This window comes from Pseudomonas sp. LBUM1652, assembly GCF_059716105.1.
In genome coordinates this window covers 4,190,661-4,209,442 of sequence record NZ_CP166804.1, presented here as the reverse complement: position 1 = coordinate 4,209,442, position 18,782 = coordinate 4,190,661, and the positions used below count along the sequence as shown (strand labels likewise).

Below are 18,782 nucleotides of genomic sequence, written 5' to 3'. Positions count from 1 at the left end.
TGCAGGGAAAGGTGGCCCAGTGTAGTGAAAGCCTTTGCCAGGTGTCATCCCGGCTCGGGACTCAAAGTGCCCAGCCATGCAACCAGCGCCACAATCAGCAGCGCGATGGCCAACTCCAGCAAAACACTGCGCCTGAGAGCATTCGCGGCTTTGCGGTGCTGGCCGTCGCGCAAGGATTGTTCGAGTAATGGCCCGAGGTAAAAACGGTTCAGCGCCGCTAACACCAGCATGGCCGCAAACAGCACGACCTTGATCGCCAGCAGAATTCCGTAGGCACCGAGCAACACGTCATCGAGTTTGGGGCCGACGATGAACAGGTAATTCACCACGCCGCTCACCGTGAGCGTCAGCACAATCACCGCGCCCACCGGTTCGAAGCGTTTGACGGCATGAGCCAGTTGCCGAAGGCGTGGTTCATCAACAAGCCCGCGCGCCATCAACACCAGCGCCAGCATGGCGCCCAACCATGCCCCGGCAGCAAGCAGGTGGAGGATGTCGCTGAGGAAATGCCAGATCCGCAGCCATCCTTCGTCCATCGCGCCATGCCCGCTCCAGGCCAGCGAGGCGAGGGCGATTGCGCCGGCAATCGAAGCGATCCATAACCCCGGCCTGATCAACACGACGATCAGCGCACCCACCCGCACCGCCCACGCCAGCCCCACGTCGGTTTCAAACAGCATCATTTGCAGATGCGGCCACAGCGCCGCGAGCTCGGTTTCGCCACTCATGGCGCTGGTCATCAGCACTCCGCCAGCCACTGACAGCAGCATCCCGAACAGCGCCATGGCGCGCAGCATCGGCTGAAACCGCAGCACCCGGTTAAAGCTGTAGACCCCAAACAACGCCACCCCGAACAACAGCAGCAGATCCACATACAACGCCAGTCGCAGGATGATGTTGCTCAGTTCGCCCATCGCTCACTTCACTTTGAACGTGACGTTGCCGGTGATCGGATGGGTGTCTGAAGACACCGCGCGCCATTCGACTTTGTAGGTGCCGGCAGGCAACGGGGCGAGGGGGGTGATGAGCATGGTTTTCGGGTCGCTGCCGGCGCTGACTTTGGCTTTCATCGGCATCGGCGAATGGGCCATGCCGGCCATTTCGGTCATCACCAGTTTGGCCCCGGAGAACTGGGTCATCAGGTTTTCCGAGAAGTGCAGTTCGATCTTGCCGGGCGCTGCGCCGTCCGCGCCTTCGGCCGGGGTCGATGAGAGCAGTTTCGGGTGGGCCTGGGCCAGGCTGCTCAGGAGCAGGCCGGTGGCGAGTATGACGGCGGTTTTCAATGTGCGCATGCGAGGCCTCTTACCGCGCTTGGGCGGTGGTTGTTTTGTTATTGAATATGGCTTCAGAACCACAGCCGCACGCCAAGCACCAGGCGCGCTTCGCTGCGATCCTCGCCTTCGGCCCGCGCGTAATCGGCGGTGTTGCCGTAGGTGCGGTTCCAGGTCACGCCGATGTAGGGGGCAAATTCACGGCGAATTTCATAGCGCAGGCGCAGGCCGGCTTCGGTGTTGGACAGCCCTGAGCCGATGCCCCGTTGCGGATCGTTTTTGCCGTAGACGTTGAGTTCGGCGGTTGGCTGAAGGATCAGGCGATTGGTCAGCAGAATGTCATAGTCGCCTTCCAGCCGAATGGCGCTCTGGCCACCTTCACCGATAAACGCAGTGGCCTCGGCTTCGAAGTTGTACAGCGCCATGCCCTGCAATCCGAAGGCAGCCCAGGTTTGTGGGGCGCCGGGCTTGAAGTCCTGGCGCACACCGCTGACCACGTCCCACCACGGCGAAATCGCGTGGCCCCAAAGCGCCTGGATTTCCGCGTCCTCGGTCTTGCCGTTGCTGCGTTCGCCTTCGGAGCGCAGCCACAGGCGATTGCTGTCGCCGCCGATCCAGCCGGATAAATCCCAGGCCAATGCGCTGCCGTCGTCGGCGTCCTGCCATTCGAGTTTGTCGGCGAGGAAATAGCTGTTGATCGCGCTGTCATGCACTTGATGGCCGCCGGGGCTGGTGAACACGGCGGCGCGGTCGGCGTCGGTCAGCGCGGGGATCGGTGTGCGACTTTCAGTCGGGGCGGCGGGCTGCATCATGCCGTCGTCCATGCTTTGCATCGCCGAGTGATCCATGCCAGGCATCTGGCTGTGATCCATGCCCTGCATGTCGCTGGCGGCCATGGCCGAGCTGCCGACAAGCAGTAAGGACAACGCGGTGAATCGAGTCATGATCGGCCCCTTCATTCTTCCACCCGTACTTCGCGGAACATGCCCATTTCCATGTGGTACAGGAGATGGCAGTGATAGGCCCAGCGGCCGAGTGCGTCGGCGGTGACGCGATAGGTGCGGCGTGTGCCCGGGGGCATGTCGATGGTGTGTTTGCGCACCTGGAAGTCGCCATTTTCGTCTTCCAGGTCACTCCACATGCCGTGCAGGTGAATCGGGTGGGTCATCATCGTGTCGTTGACCAGCACCACACGAATGCGCTCGCCGTACTTGAGGCGCAGCGGCTCGGCATCGGAGAACTTGATGCCGTTGAACGACCAGGCGAATTTTTCCATGTGGCCGGTGAGGTGCAGCTCGATGGTGCGGCCCGGGTCGCGGCCGTCCGGGTCTTCGAAGGTGCTGCGCAGGTCGGCGTAGGTCAGCACACGGCGACCGTTGTTGCGCAGGCCGAGGCCGGGGTCGTTGAGTTTCGGCGCGGTGGTCATGGCTTGCATGTCCACCAGCGGGTTGTTTTTTTCGCTGTCGGGATGCGCTTGCATCGGCCCCATGGCTGAGTGATCCATGGCGCTCATGTCCATCGATCCGTGATCCATCCCGCCCATGCCCATGTCGTCCATGTTGACCAATGGCCGTGGATCCAGCGATGGCACCGGGGCGGACAACCCGGCGCGGGTCGCGAGGGTGCCACGGGCATAACCGGTGCGGTCCATGGCCTGGGCGAAGAGGGTGTAGGCCTCGGTTTCGGGCTCGACGATCACGTCGTAGGTTTCGGCCACGGCGATGCGCAGTTCATCGACGCTGACCGGTTTGACATGCAAACCGTCGGCGGCGACCACGGTCATCTTCAGCCCCGGAATGCGCACGTCGAAATAGCTCATGGCCGAGCCGTTGATCAGGCGCAAACGCAGTTTTTCGCCGGGGCGGAACAGCCCAGTCCAGTTTGTGTCGGGCGCGTGGCCGTTCATCAGGAAGGTGTAGGTGGCGCCACTGACGTCGGCGATGTCAGTGGGGTTCATGTTCATTTCTGCCCACATCTTGCGGTCGGCGACGGTGGCGTCCCAGCCTTTGGCGCTGACGTCGTTGATGAAGTCACCGACGGTGCGTTTGTGGAAGTTGTAGTAGTCGGACTGTTTTTTCAGGGTCTTCATCAGGCTGGTTGGGGTTTCGTCGGTCCAGTCGCTGAGCATCACCACGTAGTCGCGGTCGTATTGGAACGGCTCCGGGTCTTTGGCGTCGATCACCAGCGGCCCATAGACGCCAGCCTGCTCCTGGAGCCCGGAATGGCTGTGGTACCAGTAGGTGCCGTTCTGTCGGACTTTGAATTGATAGACATACACGCCACCCGGCTCGATGCCATGAAAACTCAGGCCCGGCACGCCGTCCATGTTGGCCGGCAGCAGAATGCCGTGCCAGTGAATCGAGGTGCTGTCCTGGAGTCGGTTGCGCACCCGCAGCGTCACCGTGTCGCCTTCGCGCCAGCGCAGCAGCGGGCCGGGGAGGCTGCCGTTGATGGTCATCGCCGTGCGCGGTTGGCCGGTGAAGTTGACCGGGGTTTCGCCGATGAACAGCTCGAACTCGCTGCCGCTCAGTTCGTTGATTTGACCGGGACCGCTCAGCGCCCAGACCGGCGCACGCCACAGGCCGAGGCCACCGAGCAAACCACCGGCGGCCAGGCCTTTGACGAAGGTGCGTCTTGAGGTGTTGGAAGGCATGCGCGCTGAGTCCCCGTTTGATCCATGACAGAGAGGCTAACCAGCGCCAGCTTTCAGTAGGCTGAGGGGCAGATTACAGTTTTGACAGGTTCAGCATTGACCTAAAGCCCCAACCCCTCCTGAACCACTTGCAACAGGTTGTTCTCAGTCAACGCAATGGCATCCAGCTCCTGCCCGGTTTCAACGGTCTGCAGCCACCAATGGCTTTCGTGGTGTTCATCGACGGTGCGCAACAGATAGGTGTTTCGCTCCGGCAGGGTGATTTGTACCCGTCCAGAACCATCTTCGGTAAAGCGTGCGATGGGATCAAATGTCAGGGTTTGGTCATTCGCCTCGATCACCAATTGATCGATGGCGTAGTCATGGGATTCGCCATCCGGGGAGGTTTCGCAAATGTGCGTTGGATTGCGCCGAATCTTCAGGCCGACTTCGGTCACCGGTTGCAGCCACGCCTCGATGCGGTGGTACAGGTCGTAGACCTGCGCGGGCCAGCAATCGATCTCCAGTTCCGCGCAGGTGATGTCGGCCGCGTGGTTGTGCCGGGTTTGCTTGAGCTTCGCGGCGAGTTCGTCTGCTTTACTCATTTCGGTTCCCTGTATTTGATGGCTGCTTATTAATCGTAGACCTTTCAACGGGGTACGGCCTTGCCTTGCGTCATGCGCTTGCAACACTGGCGTGTCCAAATCAGCCCTGACCACGTCTGGTCAGGAACGAAAACCACGGACGCAGGCGTCCCAAGGAGCGGGTACATGAAAAAGCTGTTTACAATTTTGGCGGTGATTGCGCTGACGGCCGGTAGCATCGGTCTGAGTTCGGCGCGCCAATCCCAGTCCGGCAAGGTGCAGGCGGAATCGGTGGCGGGGGTATTCGATTACTACCTGTTGGCGCTGTCCTGGTCGCCGACGTTTTGCCTTACGCACAAGGATGACGTGCAGTGTTCGGGCAAAGGTTACGGCTTTGTCCTGCACGGTCTGTGGCCGCAATACGCCAAGGGCGGCTGGCCGGAGTCCTGCCCGCCACTGACCACGTTGTCGGCGGCGCAAAGCAACAAAGGCATGACGCTGTTCCCGACCAAGAAGTTGCTTGATCACGAATGGTCGAAACATGGCACGTGCAGTGGTCTCGGCGCGATGGGCTATCTGGATGCGGCGGATAAGGCTGTTGGCGCGGTAAAAATCCCGCAAGAGCTGCAACCGTTCAGCACCTCCTATTACTTTGAGGCGCAAGAAATCGCCGACTTGTTCCGCAAAGCTAACCCGGGGATTCCAGCGGATGGCATCGCGGTGATTTGCAGCGGCCCGGAATTGTCCGAGGTGCGCGTGTGCATGGGTAAAGACTTGCAGCCTGGCGCTTGTGGCAAGGGTGTGAAAACTCAGTGCCGGGCGGGGGATATTCGCGTGCCGCCGTCGCGCTGAGGTGATTTGAATCAGAATTGCTGAGCGCTGAGCGCTGAGCGCTGAGCATTGAACAGAGAGCACTGAGCACTGAGCTCTGAACCTGTGGTGAGGGGATTTATCCCCGATGGACTGCGCAGCAGTCCGGTTTCTTGGGGCCGCTGCGCGACCCATCGGGGATAAATCCCCTCGCCACAGGGGCCTCGTGTCCACGCTGCTTATCTACTGCAAAACCGATCGTAAAAATAAATCGACCTGTGGCGATCATCCAAATCCACCGCGCGCCGATACAACTGGGCGAGAGCGGGGTGTTTGCCCCCTGCATCCGTGTGAACTACGCTCACAAAACATAAGGGTTTCGGGCTTGCGCCCCTGTCGTACCTGCCCAGGACATGCTTTTGCCTATCCCCATTCACGATCTGCAACAGGCCCCCGGCGCGCTTAAACGCCTGCCGCTGCGTAAAGCGGCAGCGTTGTTTGTCGTTGCAGTGAGCTTGTGCCTGTTTGGTTTGCTGTACCTACAACTGGAGCAGTCGCGGCGTCAGGATCTGGCGGTGGCGCAAATGGCCTCGAGCAACCTGACCCGGGCGATGGCGCAGCAGGCAGAAGACACGTTTCTCGCGGCGGATCTGGTGATGACCAGCCTGGTCGACTGGATTCAGGATGATGGTTACGGCGCGGCGCAGAAGCCACGCCTGCAAAGAACTTTCGCCCGCCGGGTGCAGCAACTAAGTCAGTTACACGGCATGTTCCTGTTCGACCAGCAGGGCCAGTGGGTGCTTACCTCTTTCAACGATCTGCCCCATGACATCAACGTGGCTGACCGTGAGTACTTCAAGTTCCATCAGCAGAACGCCTCGACCGTGGCGCACATCGGCCCGGCGATTCGCAACCGCGAGGATGGCGAGTGGATCATCCCGATCTCCAAGCGCGTCAATGACCGCGCCGGCAATTTTCAGGGTGTGTTGCTGGCCGGAATCAAGATGGCGTACTTCGACCAATTCTTCAAAAGCTTCAGCCTCGACGACAACGGCATCATGTTCCTCGGCCTGACTGACGGCACCTTGCTCGCTCGTCGTCCGTTTGACGAATCGCTGATCGGTACGTCACTGGCCCAGGGCGAGATCTATCAAAAGCTGTTGCCCAACGCCGCGGCCGGTACGGCGATGTTCAATTCGGTGGTCGACGGCGTTAACCGTTTGTACGGCTATCGACAACTGGCGTCGTATCCGTTGGTGGTGTCTGCCGCGACCTCGCGGGACACAATTCTCAAGGGTTGGTATGAACGTGCGTTCCAGTCCAGCGTGATCGTGGCGCTGGTGATCCTGGGCATTGGGCTGTTTGGCTGGGTGTTCATCCATCAGGTGCGCGACGGTGAGCGGATCGAGAAGAACCTGCGCAAGGCACAACGCTCGCTGGAGCAGATCGCCACCCACGACAGCCTCACCGGACTGGCCAACCGGCGACTGTTTGAACGGTCACTTGAAATCGAGTTTGCCCGGGGTGCGCGGCAGGTCAGCCCGGTCAGCCTGATCATGCTCGATATCGATTTTTTCAAGCGTTACAACGATGCTTATGGCCACGTGGCCGGCGATCATTGTCTGACGCAAGTGGCGCAGGTGCTGAAGAACTGCTGCCAGCGCAAGTCGGATCTGGCAGTGCGCTACGGGGGCGAGGAGTTCGCGGTGCTGTTGCCCGATACCGACATCAACGGCGCATTGGCGATTGCCGGGCAGATTCGCCGCAGCGTGATCGACAAACGCATTACCCACAGTGGATCACCCACCGAATATCTCACCGTGAGTCTGGGCTGTTATTCATTTATTCCCAATGGCAATGACAGCCCGGAAGTGTTTATCCAACGGGCGGATGCGGCGCTGTATCAGGCGAAAAATGCCGGGCGCAACCGGGCGGCGGTGCTGTCGCCGGAGGACGGTTTAGCGGAACTCATGCGCTCCGATCGCTAAGCCACAACCTGCACAAAAACCTGTGGGAGCTGGCTTGCCACAGGGATTTTCATTGAGTGAGGATTGTGAAAACGCTCATAGGAGCGTTCTCACCAAGGGTGGCTCTTGTTCGTTCAGCCGCCCGTGCCACCGCCTGCGCCGCCCGTCCCGCCGCCGGCCGAACCCGTGCCGCCACCGGCACCCGAGCCCGAACCGCTGGCGCCGCCATTGGTGCCGGTACCGGAACCGGCGCCATTGGCACCGCTACCGCCAGAAGGCGCGCCCGGCGTGTTGTCCGGCGGCATGGTCGAGCCGCTGGTGGCGCCGGATTTGGTGCCGGTAGCATCAGCGCCATCGTTGGCCGCGAAGCTGGCGGCCGAAGCCGTGGCCAGCAGGCCGGCGAGCAATAACGAGGTGAATTTGCGCTTCATCATGGTAGGTCTCCAAAAAGGGGATTTACCTGATATTGGTCTGACGCGCCGAACGCTTGGTGCCGGTAGAGTGACGAGCGGTCAATCAAGTGGCCTCCTGATCTTCGCGAATATTGGCTATTTGCCTAACCACGCACCGGGACTAACGTAGCCACACATTCACTCGCCCCGGAATCCACCATGAAAGCCCGTACCGATTTCTACACCGCTTCCCCCGACGCTCTGAAAGCGATGATCGCCCTGGAAACTGCCGTCTCCAAACTGCCGCTGGAAAAAAACCTGATCGAACTGGTCAAGCTGCGCGCCTCGCAAATCAACGGCTGCGCGTTCTGCATCGACATGCATACCGCCGATGCGATCGAGGGCGGTGAAACGCCACGTCGTCTGTTCGCCGTGACCGCATGGCGTGAAGCGCCGTTCTTCAGCGACCGTGAACGCGCCGCGCTGCTGTGGACCGAATCGCTGACCCAACTGAGCCTGACCCACGCCCCGGACGAGGATTACGACGTCGTCGCCGCGCAGTTCACGCCGAAAGAAATGGTCGACCTGACTGTGGCGATCAGCACCATCAATAGCTGGAATCGTCTGGCGGTGGGCTTCCGTAAAACGCCGCAAGCCTGAGGTTACACCGCAGATCAATGTGCATCGGCACTCGGCGCGGCCGGTGGTTGTACCTTGCGCATCAAGGGCACCATGGCGGTGGCGATGACGAAGCACACCATGATCATCAGGAACGTGTCGCCGTAGGTTTGCGTTTGCGCCTCGCGGTAGGTCAGCAGCCATAGCTGACGCAGGCTGGCGGTGACGCCGATGTCGCCGCTCTGGCCCAGGGTGGCGAGGTTGCCGCCGACCTGGGACAGCCACTGATTCATCGCCTCGTTGCTGCTGTTCAGATGCTCGGCCAGCCGTGTGAAGTGCAGGTTGGTGCGGTCATTGAGAATGGTTGCGCAGGCAGCAATGCCAATCGCGCCACCCAGATTGCGCATCAGGTTGAACAGGCCCGACGCATGTTTGAGCCGCGCCGGCGCCAGCCCGCCGAGGGTCAGCGTCACCGCCGGCGGCACCGCCAGTTGCTGGGCAATCCCGCGCAGGGCTTGCGGCAGCATCAACTCTCCGGCGCCCCAGTCGTGGGTGATCGGGCTGAACTCCCACATCGACACCGCGAACAAACCCAACCCGATCATCATGATCCAGCGCAAATCCATCCGGTTGGCCAGAAAGGCGTACAGCGGAATCGCCATGATCTGGAACACCCCGGTGGAGAAAACCGCCAGACCGATGTCCAGCGCGCTATAGCCACGCACCCGGCCGAGGAACAGCGGCGTCAGGTAAATGGTCGCGAACAGACCAATCCCGGTGACGAACGAAAAAAAGCAGCCGAGCGCGAAGTTGCGATCCTTGAGTGCGCGCAGATCGACGATCGGATTGGCCACGTGCAACGTGCGGCCGATGAAGGCCAATCCCGCCAACCCGCTGATCCACGCGGTGGTCAGAATCGTCTGATCGCTGAACCAGTTCCAGCGCGGGCCCTCCTCGAGGGTGTATTGCAGGCAGCCGAGAAACAGCGCCAGAAACACCATGCTCAGATAGTCCGCGCCTTTAAGCAGTGACAGTTCCGGTTGATCGATCTTCACCAGCATCGGCACCGCCACCGCAACAAAAATCCCAGGTACCAGGTTGATATAGAACAGCCAGTGCCACGACGATATATCGGTAATCCAGCCACCGATCACCGGCCCCAATGTCGGCGCCAGTGAAGCGACCGCGCCGATGGTTGCGGCGGCAATCACCCGCTGTTTGCCGGTGAAGAAAAAGAACGCGGTGGTGAATACCAGCGGAATCATCGAGCCGCCGAGAAAGCCTTGCAGCGCGCGAAAGGCGATCATGCTCTGGATGTTCCAGGCCATGCCGCAGAGCAGGCTGGCGAAGGTGAAGCCGACCGCCGAGGCACAGAACAGCCAGCGCGTGGAGAACACTCGCGATAACCAGCCCGACAGCGGGATCACGATGATTTCGGCGATCAGGTAACTGGTCTGCACCCACGCGGTTTCATCGGTGCCGGCGGACAGTCCGCCACCGATATCGCGCAATGACGCCGAGACGATCTGAATATCCAGCAGCGCAATGAACATGCCGATGCACATCGTCGCGAAGGCGAAGACTTTGGTAGCGGTCGCCATGTTTGCCGCGTTGAACGGTTGCGCCGGGGCGGCGAGGATGGTGCTCATGGCGCGGCTGCCACGGCGCTGTTTTCAGGTTGCGCGCGGGTGTCGACTTCAGCGGTCACTGACAGGCCCGGACGCAAATGGCCGAGCACGCCATCAGCCGGGTCGAGCCGAATTCGCACCGGTACGCGCTGGACGATTTTGGTGAAGTTGCCGGTGGCGTTTTCCGGCGGCAGTACGCTGAATTGCGAACCGGTAGCGGGGGCGAGGCTGTCGAGGCGTCCGTGGAATTGCTGACCTGATAACACGTCGGCACGAATGCTCACGCGTTGGCCGGGTTTCATCCGCGCCAATTGGTCTTCCTTGAAATTGGCATCGACCCACAAGCCGCTCGCCGGGACCACTGACAGTTGCTGCGAACCGGCCTGTGCGTAGGCGCCGACCCGCGCGCGGCGGTTGCCGATGACGCCATCGACCGGGGCGCGTAATTCGGTGTAGCCGAGGTTGAGTTGCGCCAGATCACGTTCGGCGCGCGCCTGCTGGAGAGCGGCGCGGGCTTGCTGTTTCTGCGTATCGATCACCGCCAGTTGACGTTGCGCGGCGAGCAGTTCGGCTTGCGCGCGGGCACTCAGGGCCTGGGCGGTTTTGAAGGTGGCGTCGGCGCGCTGGGCGCTTTCCACCGAGACGGCATTGGTGGTCACCAGACGTTTGTAGCGCGCGTTGTCATCCCGCGAGCGCGCGGTTTCGGCACCCGCTGCATCAATGCGGGCACGGGCCTGACCGATCACCGCGTGTTGCAGTTGCTCGGTGGCGTCGAGGTTGGCCAAAAGCGCTTGTTCGGCCGCCACCGCGCCTTCGGCTTTGGCCAGGTTGGCGCGGTAATCGCGCGCATCGAGGCGGATCAGCACGTCACCCGCCTTAACCGGTTGGTTGTCGCTGACCAGCACTTCTTCGATGTATCCGGCGACCTTTGGCCCGATCACCGTGACGTTGCCACCGATATAGGCATCGTCGGTTTCCTCGAGAAAACGTCCCGTGCCCCACCAGTGCACGGCATACAAACAGGCGAACACCAGCGCGATCAAACCGGCACAGGGAATCAACAGACGTTTAAGCAGGGGAGGCCTGGCGCTGACCGGGGTGACGAGGGCGGGTTCGAGGGGGGGCATGCTGGTCATGGAGGGATACCTGCGGAAACGGGTCGTTATTACGGTCGTAATATGACGTAGGTAATATTTGGTGGCAATTGAAATCTTCGACCGATCGTCAGTTGTTCCTCCAAGGGATATATGCGGGTTCCAGACGGGCGCTAGGGGAAACCCTGATGTCTGGCAAATCAATTGTTTAAGAAATGTAAGCGCTGTAGGAAGCGTCTTGCATTTGTGTAGGAGGGCTCCGACTATCACGATCATTGATAGTGTGGCATTACGCCATTTGATGATTGCAAGGATGTTGCGTGCCGTATTCGCTTCAAGCTGTGTTTCGTCGTTGTGCCACGCGTTGCCCGCTGTTGTCGGCCTTTGTGTTGAGTGTGTGTGCCTCATCGCTTGAAGCGGCCGAACCTGTCGCGCCGGGCCAGGAAGTGCTGCGCCAGCAGCAACAGCAACAGCGCGATCTGCAACAACTTCAGCTTGAGCAAAGAAAGCGCCAACTGGAGCGCGGCGCGTTCGGCCCGGCAGCGGTCACTCCGGCGATTCCCCAGACCGTAACCCCCGATGAGCGTTGCTGGCCGTTAAGCGGCACGCGCATCGGCGGCGTGACATTGATCGACAGCGACAAACTCAACGCACGGATCAAACCGCTGCTGGCACCGTGCATGGGCGTCGGCCAGATCAATCATCTGCTGGCGACCATCACCGCGATCTATGTCGAGAAGGGCTACATCGCCAGCCGCCCGTACCTGAGCAGCGCACCGGCGGCGGGGCAGTCGCTCGACGTCATGGTCGACGAAGGCTATATCGAGTCCATCGAACTGGCCGATCAGAGCCTGCCGGTTTCCCTCGGCGGCGCCTTCCCGGGGATGCTCGGTGGGCCGCTGAACCTGCGTGACCTGGAGCAAGGTCTGGATCAATTGAACCGCTTGCGCTCTGTTGACCTGACCGCCGATATCGCCCCCGGCAGCCAGCCCGGCGCCTCGCGGATCATCCTGCGTTCGCGCACCTCCGGGCAGTCACGCTGGGCCTTGAATGCGGGAATCGACAACCTCGGCAGTGCCAGCACCGGGCGCGACCGCGACACGCTCAGCCTGAGTCTCGACAGCCCGCTGGAGCTCAACGACCTGTTAAGTCTCAGTGCCAGCGACACGCTCAATCAGGGCGATCGCTATAACCGCAACGCCAGCCTGTATTACGCGATTCCGCACGGCTACTGGACTTACAGCGCATTCGCCAGCCACGCCGAATATCGCGCACCGTTTAAATTGCCCAGCACCACTTTTCACAGCACCGGCATCACCGATCAAGTGAGCCTGCGCGCCGACCGCGTGCTGTGGCGCGACCAGAGCCGCCAGCTCAGCGCCAACCTGCAACTGGCGCACAAGGACGTCGACAGCTATCTGGAACACGTGCGCCTGGGGATTCAGAGCCCGACCCTGACCGTGGCCGAAGCCGGACTCAATCTGTTCTGGCTCGACCGCGCGGTGTGGAACCTCGATGTCAATTACGCCCAGGGCCTGCGTTGGTTTGGCGCCGATGACGACTCGCAGCATCCAGTCAAAAACCTGCCCAAGGCGCAATTCCACAAGTACCGCGCCGGCCTTAGCCAATGGCGCAACGGTCAGCTCGGCGCGCAAGCCTGGCAGTGGCAGAGCCAGCTCAATTTGCAGTACAGCCCCGATCCGTTGCCGGCCATCGAACAACTGCTCGGCACCGACGATTCGGCGGTGCGCGGTTATCGGGTCAGCAGTGCGTCCGGTGCCAGCGGCGCGATCTGGCGCAACACCTTGCGCCTGCCGCTGCGCAATGAATGGCCGATGCAGATCACCCCGCGCGTCGGTCTCGACCACGGCTGGATCAAGGCCGATCACGGTGCCCAGGGCCAACGCCTGAGCGGCGCCAGTGTCGGCCTGAATCTGGGCTGGAAAAACCTGCAAGTGGACGTCGATTACCAACGCGCCCTCAACACGCCCAACGGTCTGCAGCATGAGCCGCAGACCTGGCTGATGCGGGTCGGCTTACAGATATGAACGCTACATAAACAAAGAATGCAGTGAACAAACAGCCGTCGGATCTGAGCGCGACAGCCACGGCCAGGAAAAATCGCGCGACGTGATGCCGTACTCACATGGAGACGTTTTTATGCCAGCACACACCTTTGCATTTCATCTTTCCCCACGGGGCAAATTGCGCTGGGCAATCGCCAGCCTGTTCTTCGCCGTGCACCTGCCCAGCGCTCTTGCCGGTGGTGTCGTCGTCGCACCGGGCCCCGGCGGTACCGCGCAACTGCAAACCCAGGGCGGTGTGCCCATCGTCAACATCGTCGCGCCCAACGGTTCGGGCCTGTCGCATAACCAGTTCCTCGACTACAACGTCGACCGTCAGGGACTTGTGCTGAACAACGCCTTGCAGGCCGGACAATCGCAGCTCGCCGGGCAACTGGCGGCCAACCCGCAATTGCAAGGGCAAGCCGCGAGCGTGATCCTCAACGAAGTGATCAGTCGCAACCCGTCGGCGATCAACGGCGCGCAGGAAATCTTCGGTCGCGCCGCCGATTACGTGCTGGCCAACCCCAACGGCATCTCGGTCAACGGCGGCAGTTTCATCAACACGCCGAACGCCAATCTGGTGGTTGGTCGCCCTGAATTGAACGACGGCAAACTGCAATCGCTCAACACCCGCGACGCCAGCGGTCAGTTGCAGATTCAGAGCGGCGGCCTGCGTAACGCCGAGGGCTCGATCAACCTGATCGCCCCGCGTATCGACAGTCAGGGCGCGCTCACTGCCCGTGATCAACTCAACCTCACGGTCGGACGCAATCAGGTGGATTACGCCAGCGGCCAGGTGAAAACCGTGGACCCGGCAGGCAGCACCGCTGATCAGCGCATCGACGCCAGCCTGTTCGGCGCGATGCAGGCCGGTCGCATCAACATCGTCAGCACTGCCGAAGGTGCCGGCGTGCGGGTCGGCGCGGTGCAAGTGGCCGGGCGTGACGGGGTGCAGATTCGTTCGGCCGGTGACCTCAGTGTCAGCGGTGAGGCCGTGACCAACAGCCTCGATGTGACCCGCGCGGGTATTCGCAGCAGTCAGGGCGATGTCGGCCTGCACAGTGGTAAAGACCTGACCCTGGCCGCGACCGATGTCAGCGGCCGTGATGTGACTGTCGACGCCAAACGCAACCTGACCCTGAGCACCGTGGAAAGCCGCAAACTCCAGGAAAAGCGCGAAAACTGGAACAACAGCACCATCGGCATCACCTGGGAAACCTACGACCGCACCCAGACCGACAGCGAAGCGCGTCAGCACGGCAGCCAAATCGTTGCCAGCCGTGACGTGAAACTGTCCTCCGGCAAAGACACCGAACTGAACGCGGCCAAGGTCGAAGCGGCGAAGAATCTGGATGTGAAAAGCGGCGGCGATCTGCGCCTGACTGCGGCCACCGAAAGCCACATCCAGACTGATCAGGGCAACCACCGCAAGCACCTGTGGAAAGCCAATTGGAACACCAGTAGCGAAGAGCAACGCAGCGTCACCACCCAGTTGAAGGCTGGCAACATCGCCCTGCAAACCGCTGCATTCTTGCGCTCCGAAGGCGCCGAACTGGACAGCACGGGCGACCTGGAACTGGCCGGCAAACAAGTGGAAATCGCTACCGCTACACGCAGCAATCGCAGCAGCGACAATAGCTACTCCGGCGATCTGGTCGGCGGTGGCTTCTTCGGCAAGACCGGCGATGCCGACAAGGGCCAGAGCCAGCATCAGGGCAGCAAAATCAACGCCGCCGGCAAGCTGGTCGTCAAGGCTGACGACGTGCGTATCAGCGGCAGTCAGGTGCGTGGCGGCACCGACGCGAGCGTGATCAGTGACAAGGGTTCGCTGATTATCGACGGCGTCCAAGACACCTCGCATAGCAACAATCACGACAAGGACAGCAAGTTCTTCGGCATCACCAAAAACGAGTCGCGCCAGAACGCCAAGGACAGCACCACGGTACGCAGCGAACTGGTGTCCGACAGCAACCTCAAGCTCAAGAGTGCCAAGGACATCGAAGTCGTTGGTTCGACGGTGAAGGCGGGCGGCGCGCTGACGGCGGACGCGGCGGGGGATGTGAATGTGCATTCCGCGCAGAACACTCACGACAGCAGCACCACCACTGAAACCCGTGGCTTCGACGCTTATGCGAAAGAGCAAACGCCGGAGCAGTATCGCGCCGGGATTCATTACGAAGACAAGCAGCAAACGGTGACCAGCAACGACGTCACCCAGCAAGGTTCCAGCCTTAGCGGCGGCAGCGTGCAGGTGAAGGCTGGCGGCGACCTGACGATCAAGGGCAGCGAGGTGAAATCCACTGCAGGCGATACCCGCCTGAGCGGCCAAAACGTGTCGTTGCTGGCCGAAGAAGACAGCCACAAAACCTCCACCGACAAGAGCAGCACCGGCGGCGGTTTCTACTACACCGGCGGCCTCGACCGCGCCGGCAATGGCGTCGATTTCGCCCACAGCACGTCGCAAGACACCACGAGCAAAACCACTGCGCAAACCAGCAGCGTGCAGAGCAGCGGCGGTTTGACGATCAATGCCGACAAGCTCGCCACCGAAGGTGCTCAGGTGAAGGCCGGTAATGGTCTGAACATCGCGGCCAACGAAGTCGACAACCGCGCGGCCAGCAATAACGAAAGCAGCACCCACACCGAGAGCAATTGGTCGGCGGATATCGGCGCCAACGTCGAGTACAAAGACATCGCCCGGCCAATAGCCGGTGCGGTCAAGGATGTGCTGAACGGCAAGGTGCCGGACAAGGATGCGCTGGCCAATCTCGGCCAGCCGAATGTCGGCATTGATGTCGCGGTCGGTCACGGCAGCGCCAATAAAACCGAGCAAAGCAGCAACGCTGTAGTCAGCAGCTTCGACGCTGGTAACGTCGACGTGAAAGTCGCTGGCACGCTGCAAGACCGAGGCACCCAGTACAGCGCCGGCGCCGGCAAAGTGAACATCAGCGCCGACAAACTGGTCGCCGATGCCGCGAGCAACACCCACAGCAGTACGGATAACGCGGTAGATGCCAAGGTTGATGTGCGCGTCTACACCAAAACCGGTGAGGACGTGAATGTCGCCGGCAGCGGCGCGGGCGGCAGCAGCCAATCGACCAAGAACAGCTCCACCGCCGTGGTCGGCGGTTATGCCGGCAGCCAGGGTGTGAACATCAAAACCGCAGGCGATGCCCAGTTCGAAGGCAGCCGTATCGACGGCGGGCAGGGCAACGTGAGCATCAAGACCGGCGGCAATCTCGCGCTCAATCAGGCGACCGACCGCCAGAGCAGCAGCGGCACCAGCCTGCGCGGTAATGGTTCGCTGACGGTCGGCACCTTGCCGGGCACCGATGGCACCAACGTTGACCTCGGCGCCGGGTTCCAACTCGATCACAGCGGCAAGCAGACCTCTGACACGCAGGCCCATGTGGCGAGCATCAGTGGCACCGGCGTGCAACTGAGCAGCGGCGGCGATCAGGTCCAGCAAGGCACGAAAATCGACAGCGCGGGCGCCATCGATCTGAAGGCTGACGGCAAGCTCGATCTGCAAGCGGCCGCCGACACCCACAGCGCTACCGGCAGCAATCTCGGCGGTGGTTTGAAGGGCGGTGGCAGCAAAACCAGCAGCGAGAAGAGCCGCGATCAGGGTGGCAATCTCAGCGGTAACTTCAACATTGGTCGGGTCAACGAGAGCTCGCAGACCCTGACCGGTGGCCAACTCAACAGCCAGAGCGGTATCGCCCTGAGCGGCGATGCGGTGCATCTGCAAGGCACGCAGGTCAGCGCGCCAAACGTCAGCATCGATGCGCAGAAGGGCGGTTATGTGCAGGAGTCGGCGCAGTCCACTGAAAGCCGTAACAACTGGAACGTCGCACTGAATGCCGGCGGCAACCTGAGCAGCAAAACGCCTACGGCCGCCGATGAAAAGGTCAGCAGCGATCACGGCTTCAATGCCGGCGCCAAAGTGGGCGTGGATTACCTGCAAGGCACCTCGCAGCAGAACAGCCAGATCAAGGCTGACACGGTGCTGCTGAACAGCGCGGGTGATGCAGAACTGGCGGGTGCGCGGATTGATGCGAAGTCCGTCAGCGGCAAGGTCGCGGGTGATCTGACAGTCGAGAGTCGTCAGGACTCAAAGACTCAAGCCAAAGTTGATGTCGATCTTGCCCTGACCGCGAAAAAGAATCCGCCAAGCGACAAGGAAAAACTCGCGGGTACTGACTACAAGCCAACGCTGAAAGCGCAGGGCGAATACGCGCACAAGGACAGCGTGACCCAGGCTTCCGGCATCAGTGGCAGCCAAGGTGTGAGCTTGAATGTTGACGGCGCCACACAACTAACCGGCGCGCGGATCTCGGCGAGTGAAGGGAAAGTTGATCTGGGTGGTTCGAAGGTCAGCAGCACTGACCTGAGCAACCTCGATTACGGGGTAAAAGCCGGGTTGGATCTGCCGCAGAAGAAGGAGGAAAACGCAGCGAAGGTTTCCTTTGAAGACGGCAACCTGAAAGTCGGCCCGGTCACCCTGAGCGGCCACTTGGACGGCCAGCCACTGCAAGCCGGGATCGACGAAAAAGGCTGATCCAACACCGTAAAACTGTGGGAGCGGGCCTGCTCGCGAAGGCGTCGTGTCAGTCACCGAACGTTGTGACTGGAGCGCCGCTTTCGCGAGCAGGCTCGCTCCCACTTTGGTTTTACGCCAGGCGTTAGACCTCAATCATCTTCGCAAACACAGAAGCTGCGTCAACCTGACGCTACAGCATGACTGAGCGCGTTGCGGTACTTCGGCTCTTAACCCAGATGCGGAAAATATCTCTATTAACTAAAGGATTTGTGAGTTTTGGCCGAAGGCAATAAAAGCGGCAAGAACAGGAAATTATGGGGGTAACCGTTTAACCTTGATGAAACAGGATGTTGGATATTTTTTGGAGGTGGTCATTGGATCCGTTGCTGTTCAAGGTTCTTGCCTCGGTCGGCGGGATGTTGCTCAAGCCCGTTTGGATAAAGAAGCTTGGAGACTTGTTAATGACAATGCTTTGGCGAGGGAGTGTTAAAGCCGCGGGAAAAAATGCTGACATGGACTCAGATCTACTGCTTCATTTAGCGGATTCGCGCGCGTTAAAGCGTCTGATGGTCAACACCTTCAAGGCCGACCGTCCGGTCCCTTCGGCGCTTGATTTTGCGATCGCTGTTTCATTTGAATTGACCCAAGGTCGATCGGCTCACTTGCAAAATCCAGGGCTGGTAAAAATTCGCCATTTCGCCGTAGAACTGCGCAGAGAGTGGTTAATCGGGATTATTCAAAGTAAAGCATTACGCCAACGCTTTCATTTTTTACGAGATACCCACCCTGCAAAATTTGTTGCTGTGGAGGCCTCCTGTTTATCGGGAGATGACGCGTTGCTGGGTAACCGTGCGGCGCTGATGGTGAGATATTTCGAAGGGTATAGCTCGTCTGACTCAACAGAAAATGTGAAAGTCTGGTTGCCGGATAAAGAAGGAGTCGTTCATTACGATTCCCACCAGTGTCGCACTGTGACGGTCAGCCTCAACACGTCGCAAGGCGCTGACCAAGGTTTTTTTCGGGTGGGGTTCAATTATTCAATTGAATGCTCTGGGGAGTGGCTTCAAATCTGCTTTTTTGACAGTAAAACCCAAATGGAGGCGGGACATTTCGGTGGATACTCAGTGGGGAGAGCCACGAATGAGATCTTATGGGCTCGATAATATGTTTACGCTTG

The 18,782-nt window shown here is 60.6% G+C and carries 14 protein-coding genes; 6 read left to right on the top strand and 8 right to left on the bottom strand.

Going from position 1 to position 18,782, the window contains the following annotated elements; all coding sequences use genetic code 11:
- Positions 1-44: 44 nt before the first annotated feature.
- From copD to ACA069_RS18820, 5 genes are all read right to left on the bottom strand, one after another.
- A complete protein-coding gene (copD, locus tag ACA069_RS18840) occupies positions 45-914 on the bottom strand; it encodes a copper homeostasis membrane protein CopD (RefSeq protein WP_497614889.1) in 870 nt (289 codons plus the stop codon).
- Between the two features lie 3 nt (positions 915-917).
- A complete protein-coding gene (copC, locus tag ACA069_RS18835; RefSeq protein WP_187677573.1) occupies positions 918-1,292 on the bottom strand; it encodes a copper homeostasis periplasmic binding protein CopC in 375 nt (124 codons plus the stop codon).
- Between the two features lie 53 nt (positions 1,293-1,345).
- A complete protein-coding gene (locus tag ACA069_RS18830; RefSeq protein WP_497618267.1) occupies positions 1,346-2,167 on the bottom strand; it encodes a copper resistance protein B in 822 nt (273 codons plus the stop codon).
- Positions 2,168-2,226: 59 nt separating this feature from the next.
- Positions 2,227-3,924 carry a copper resistance system multicopper oxidase gene (locus ACA069_RS18825; protein WP_497614887.1) on the bottom strand — a complete coding sequence of 566 codons (1,698 nt, stop codon included), beginning with the start codon at positions 3,922-3,924 and terminating at the stop codon, positions 2,227-2,229.
- Positions 3,925-4,025: 101 nt separating this feature from the next.
- Positions 4,026-4,508: a hypothetical protein gene (locus ACA069_RS18820; RefSeq protein ID WP_401266273.1), complete on the bottom strand. Its 483-nt coding sequence runs from the start codon at positions 4,506-4,508 to the stop codon at positions 4,026-4,028.
- Positions 4,509-4,673: 165 nt separating this feature from the next.
- On the opposite strand from ACA069_RS18820, the gene ACA069_RS18815 reads away from it, so the two are divergent.
- Positions 4,674-5,339: a ribonuclease T2 gene (locus tag ACA069_RS18815; protein ID WP_187677577.1), complete on the top strand. Its 666-nt coding sequence runs from the start codon at positions 4,674-4,676 to the stop codon at positions 5,337-5,339.
- Between the two features lie 377 nt (positions 5,340-5,716).
- Positions 5,717-7,285 carry a sensor domain-containing diguanylate cyclase gene (locus tag ACA069_RS18810; RefSeq protein ID WP_497614885.1) on the top strand — a complete coding sequence of 523 codons (1,569 nt, stop codon included), beginning with the start codon at positions 5,717-5,719 and terminating at the stop codon, positions 7,283-7,285.
- A 113-nt stretch (positions 7,286-7,398) separates the two neighbouring features.
- Here ACA069_RS18810 and ACA069_RS18805 read toward each other — a convergent pair whose 3' ends face one another.
- Complete coding sequence (locus ACA069_RS18805) at positions 7,399-7,698, bottom strand: hypothetical protein (protein ID WP_497614883.1); 300 nt, start codon at positions 7,696-7,698, stop codon at positions 7,399-7,401.
- A 177-nt stretch (positions 7,699-7,875) separates the two neighbouring features.
- On the opposite strand from ACA069_RS18805, the gene ACA069_RS18800 reads away from it, so the two are divergent.
- A complete protein-coding gene (locus ACA069_RS18800; protein ID WP_401266284.1) occupies positions 7,876-8,316 on the top strand; it encodes a carboxymuconolactone decarboxylase family protein in 441 nt (146 codons plus the stop codon).
- 14 nt (positions 8,317-8,330) lie between these two features.
- Here ACA069_RS18800 and ACA069_RS18795 read toward each other — a convergent pair whose 3' ends face one another.
- Together ACA069_RS18795 and ACA069_RS18790 are read right to left on the bottom strand one after the other, a co-directional pair.
- Entirely contained in the window at positions 8,331-9,923 is a 1,593-nt protein-coding gene (locus ACA069_RS18795; protein WP_497614881.1) for a DHA2 family efflux MFS transporter permease subunit, read from the bottom strand.
- Positions 9,920-11,038: an HlyD family secretion protein gene (locus ACA069_RS18790; RefSeq protein ID WP_497614879.1), complete on the bottom strand. Its 1,119-nt coding sequence runs from the start codon at positions 11,036-11,038 to the stop codon at positions 9,920-9,922. The genes ACA069_RS18795 and ACA069_RS18790 overlap by 4 nt, the downstream gene beginning before the upstream one ends.
- 278 nt (positions 11,039-11,316) lie before the next feature.
- Between ACA069_RS18790 and ACA069_RS18785 the strand changes: the two genes are divergently transcribed.
- From ACA069_RS18785 to ACA069_RS18775, 3 genes are all read left to right on the top strand, one after another.
- Complete coding sequence (locus ACA069_RS18785) at positions 11,317-13,044, top strand: ShlB/FhaC/HecB family hemolysin secretion/activation protein (protein ID WP_497614877.1); 1,728 nt, start codon at positions 11,317-11,319, stop codon at positions 13,042-13,044.
- Between the two features lie 112 nt (positions 13,045-13,156).
- Positions 13,157-17,623 (top strand): hemagglutinin repeat-containing protein, encoded by a 4,467-nt coding sequence (locus ACA069_RS18780; protein ID WP_497614875.1) that lies wholly within the window; start codon positions 13,157-13,159, stop codon positions 17,621-17,623.
- A gap of 356 nt (positions 17,624-17,979) precedes the next feature.
- A complete protein-coding gene (locus ACA069_RS18775) occupies positions 17,980-18,768 on the top strand; it encodes a hypothetical protein (RefSeq protein WP_497614873.1) in 789 nt (262 codons plus the stop codon).
- The last annotated feature ends 14 nt before the right edge of the window (positions 18,769-18,782 follow it).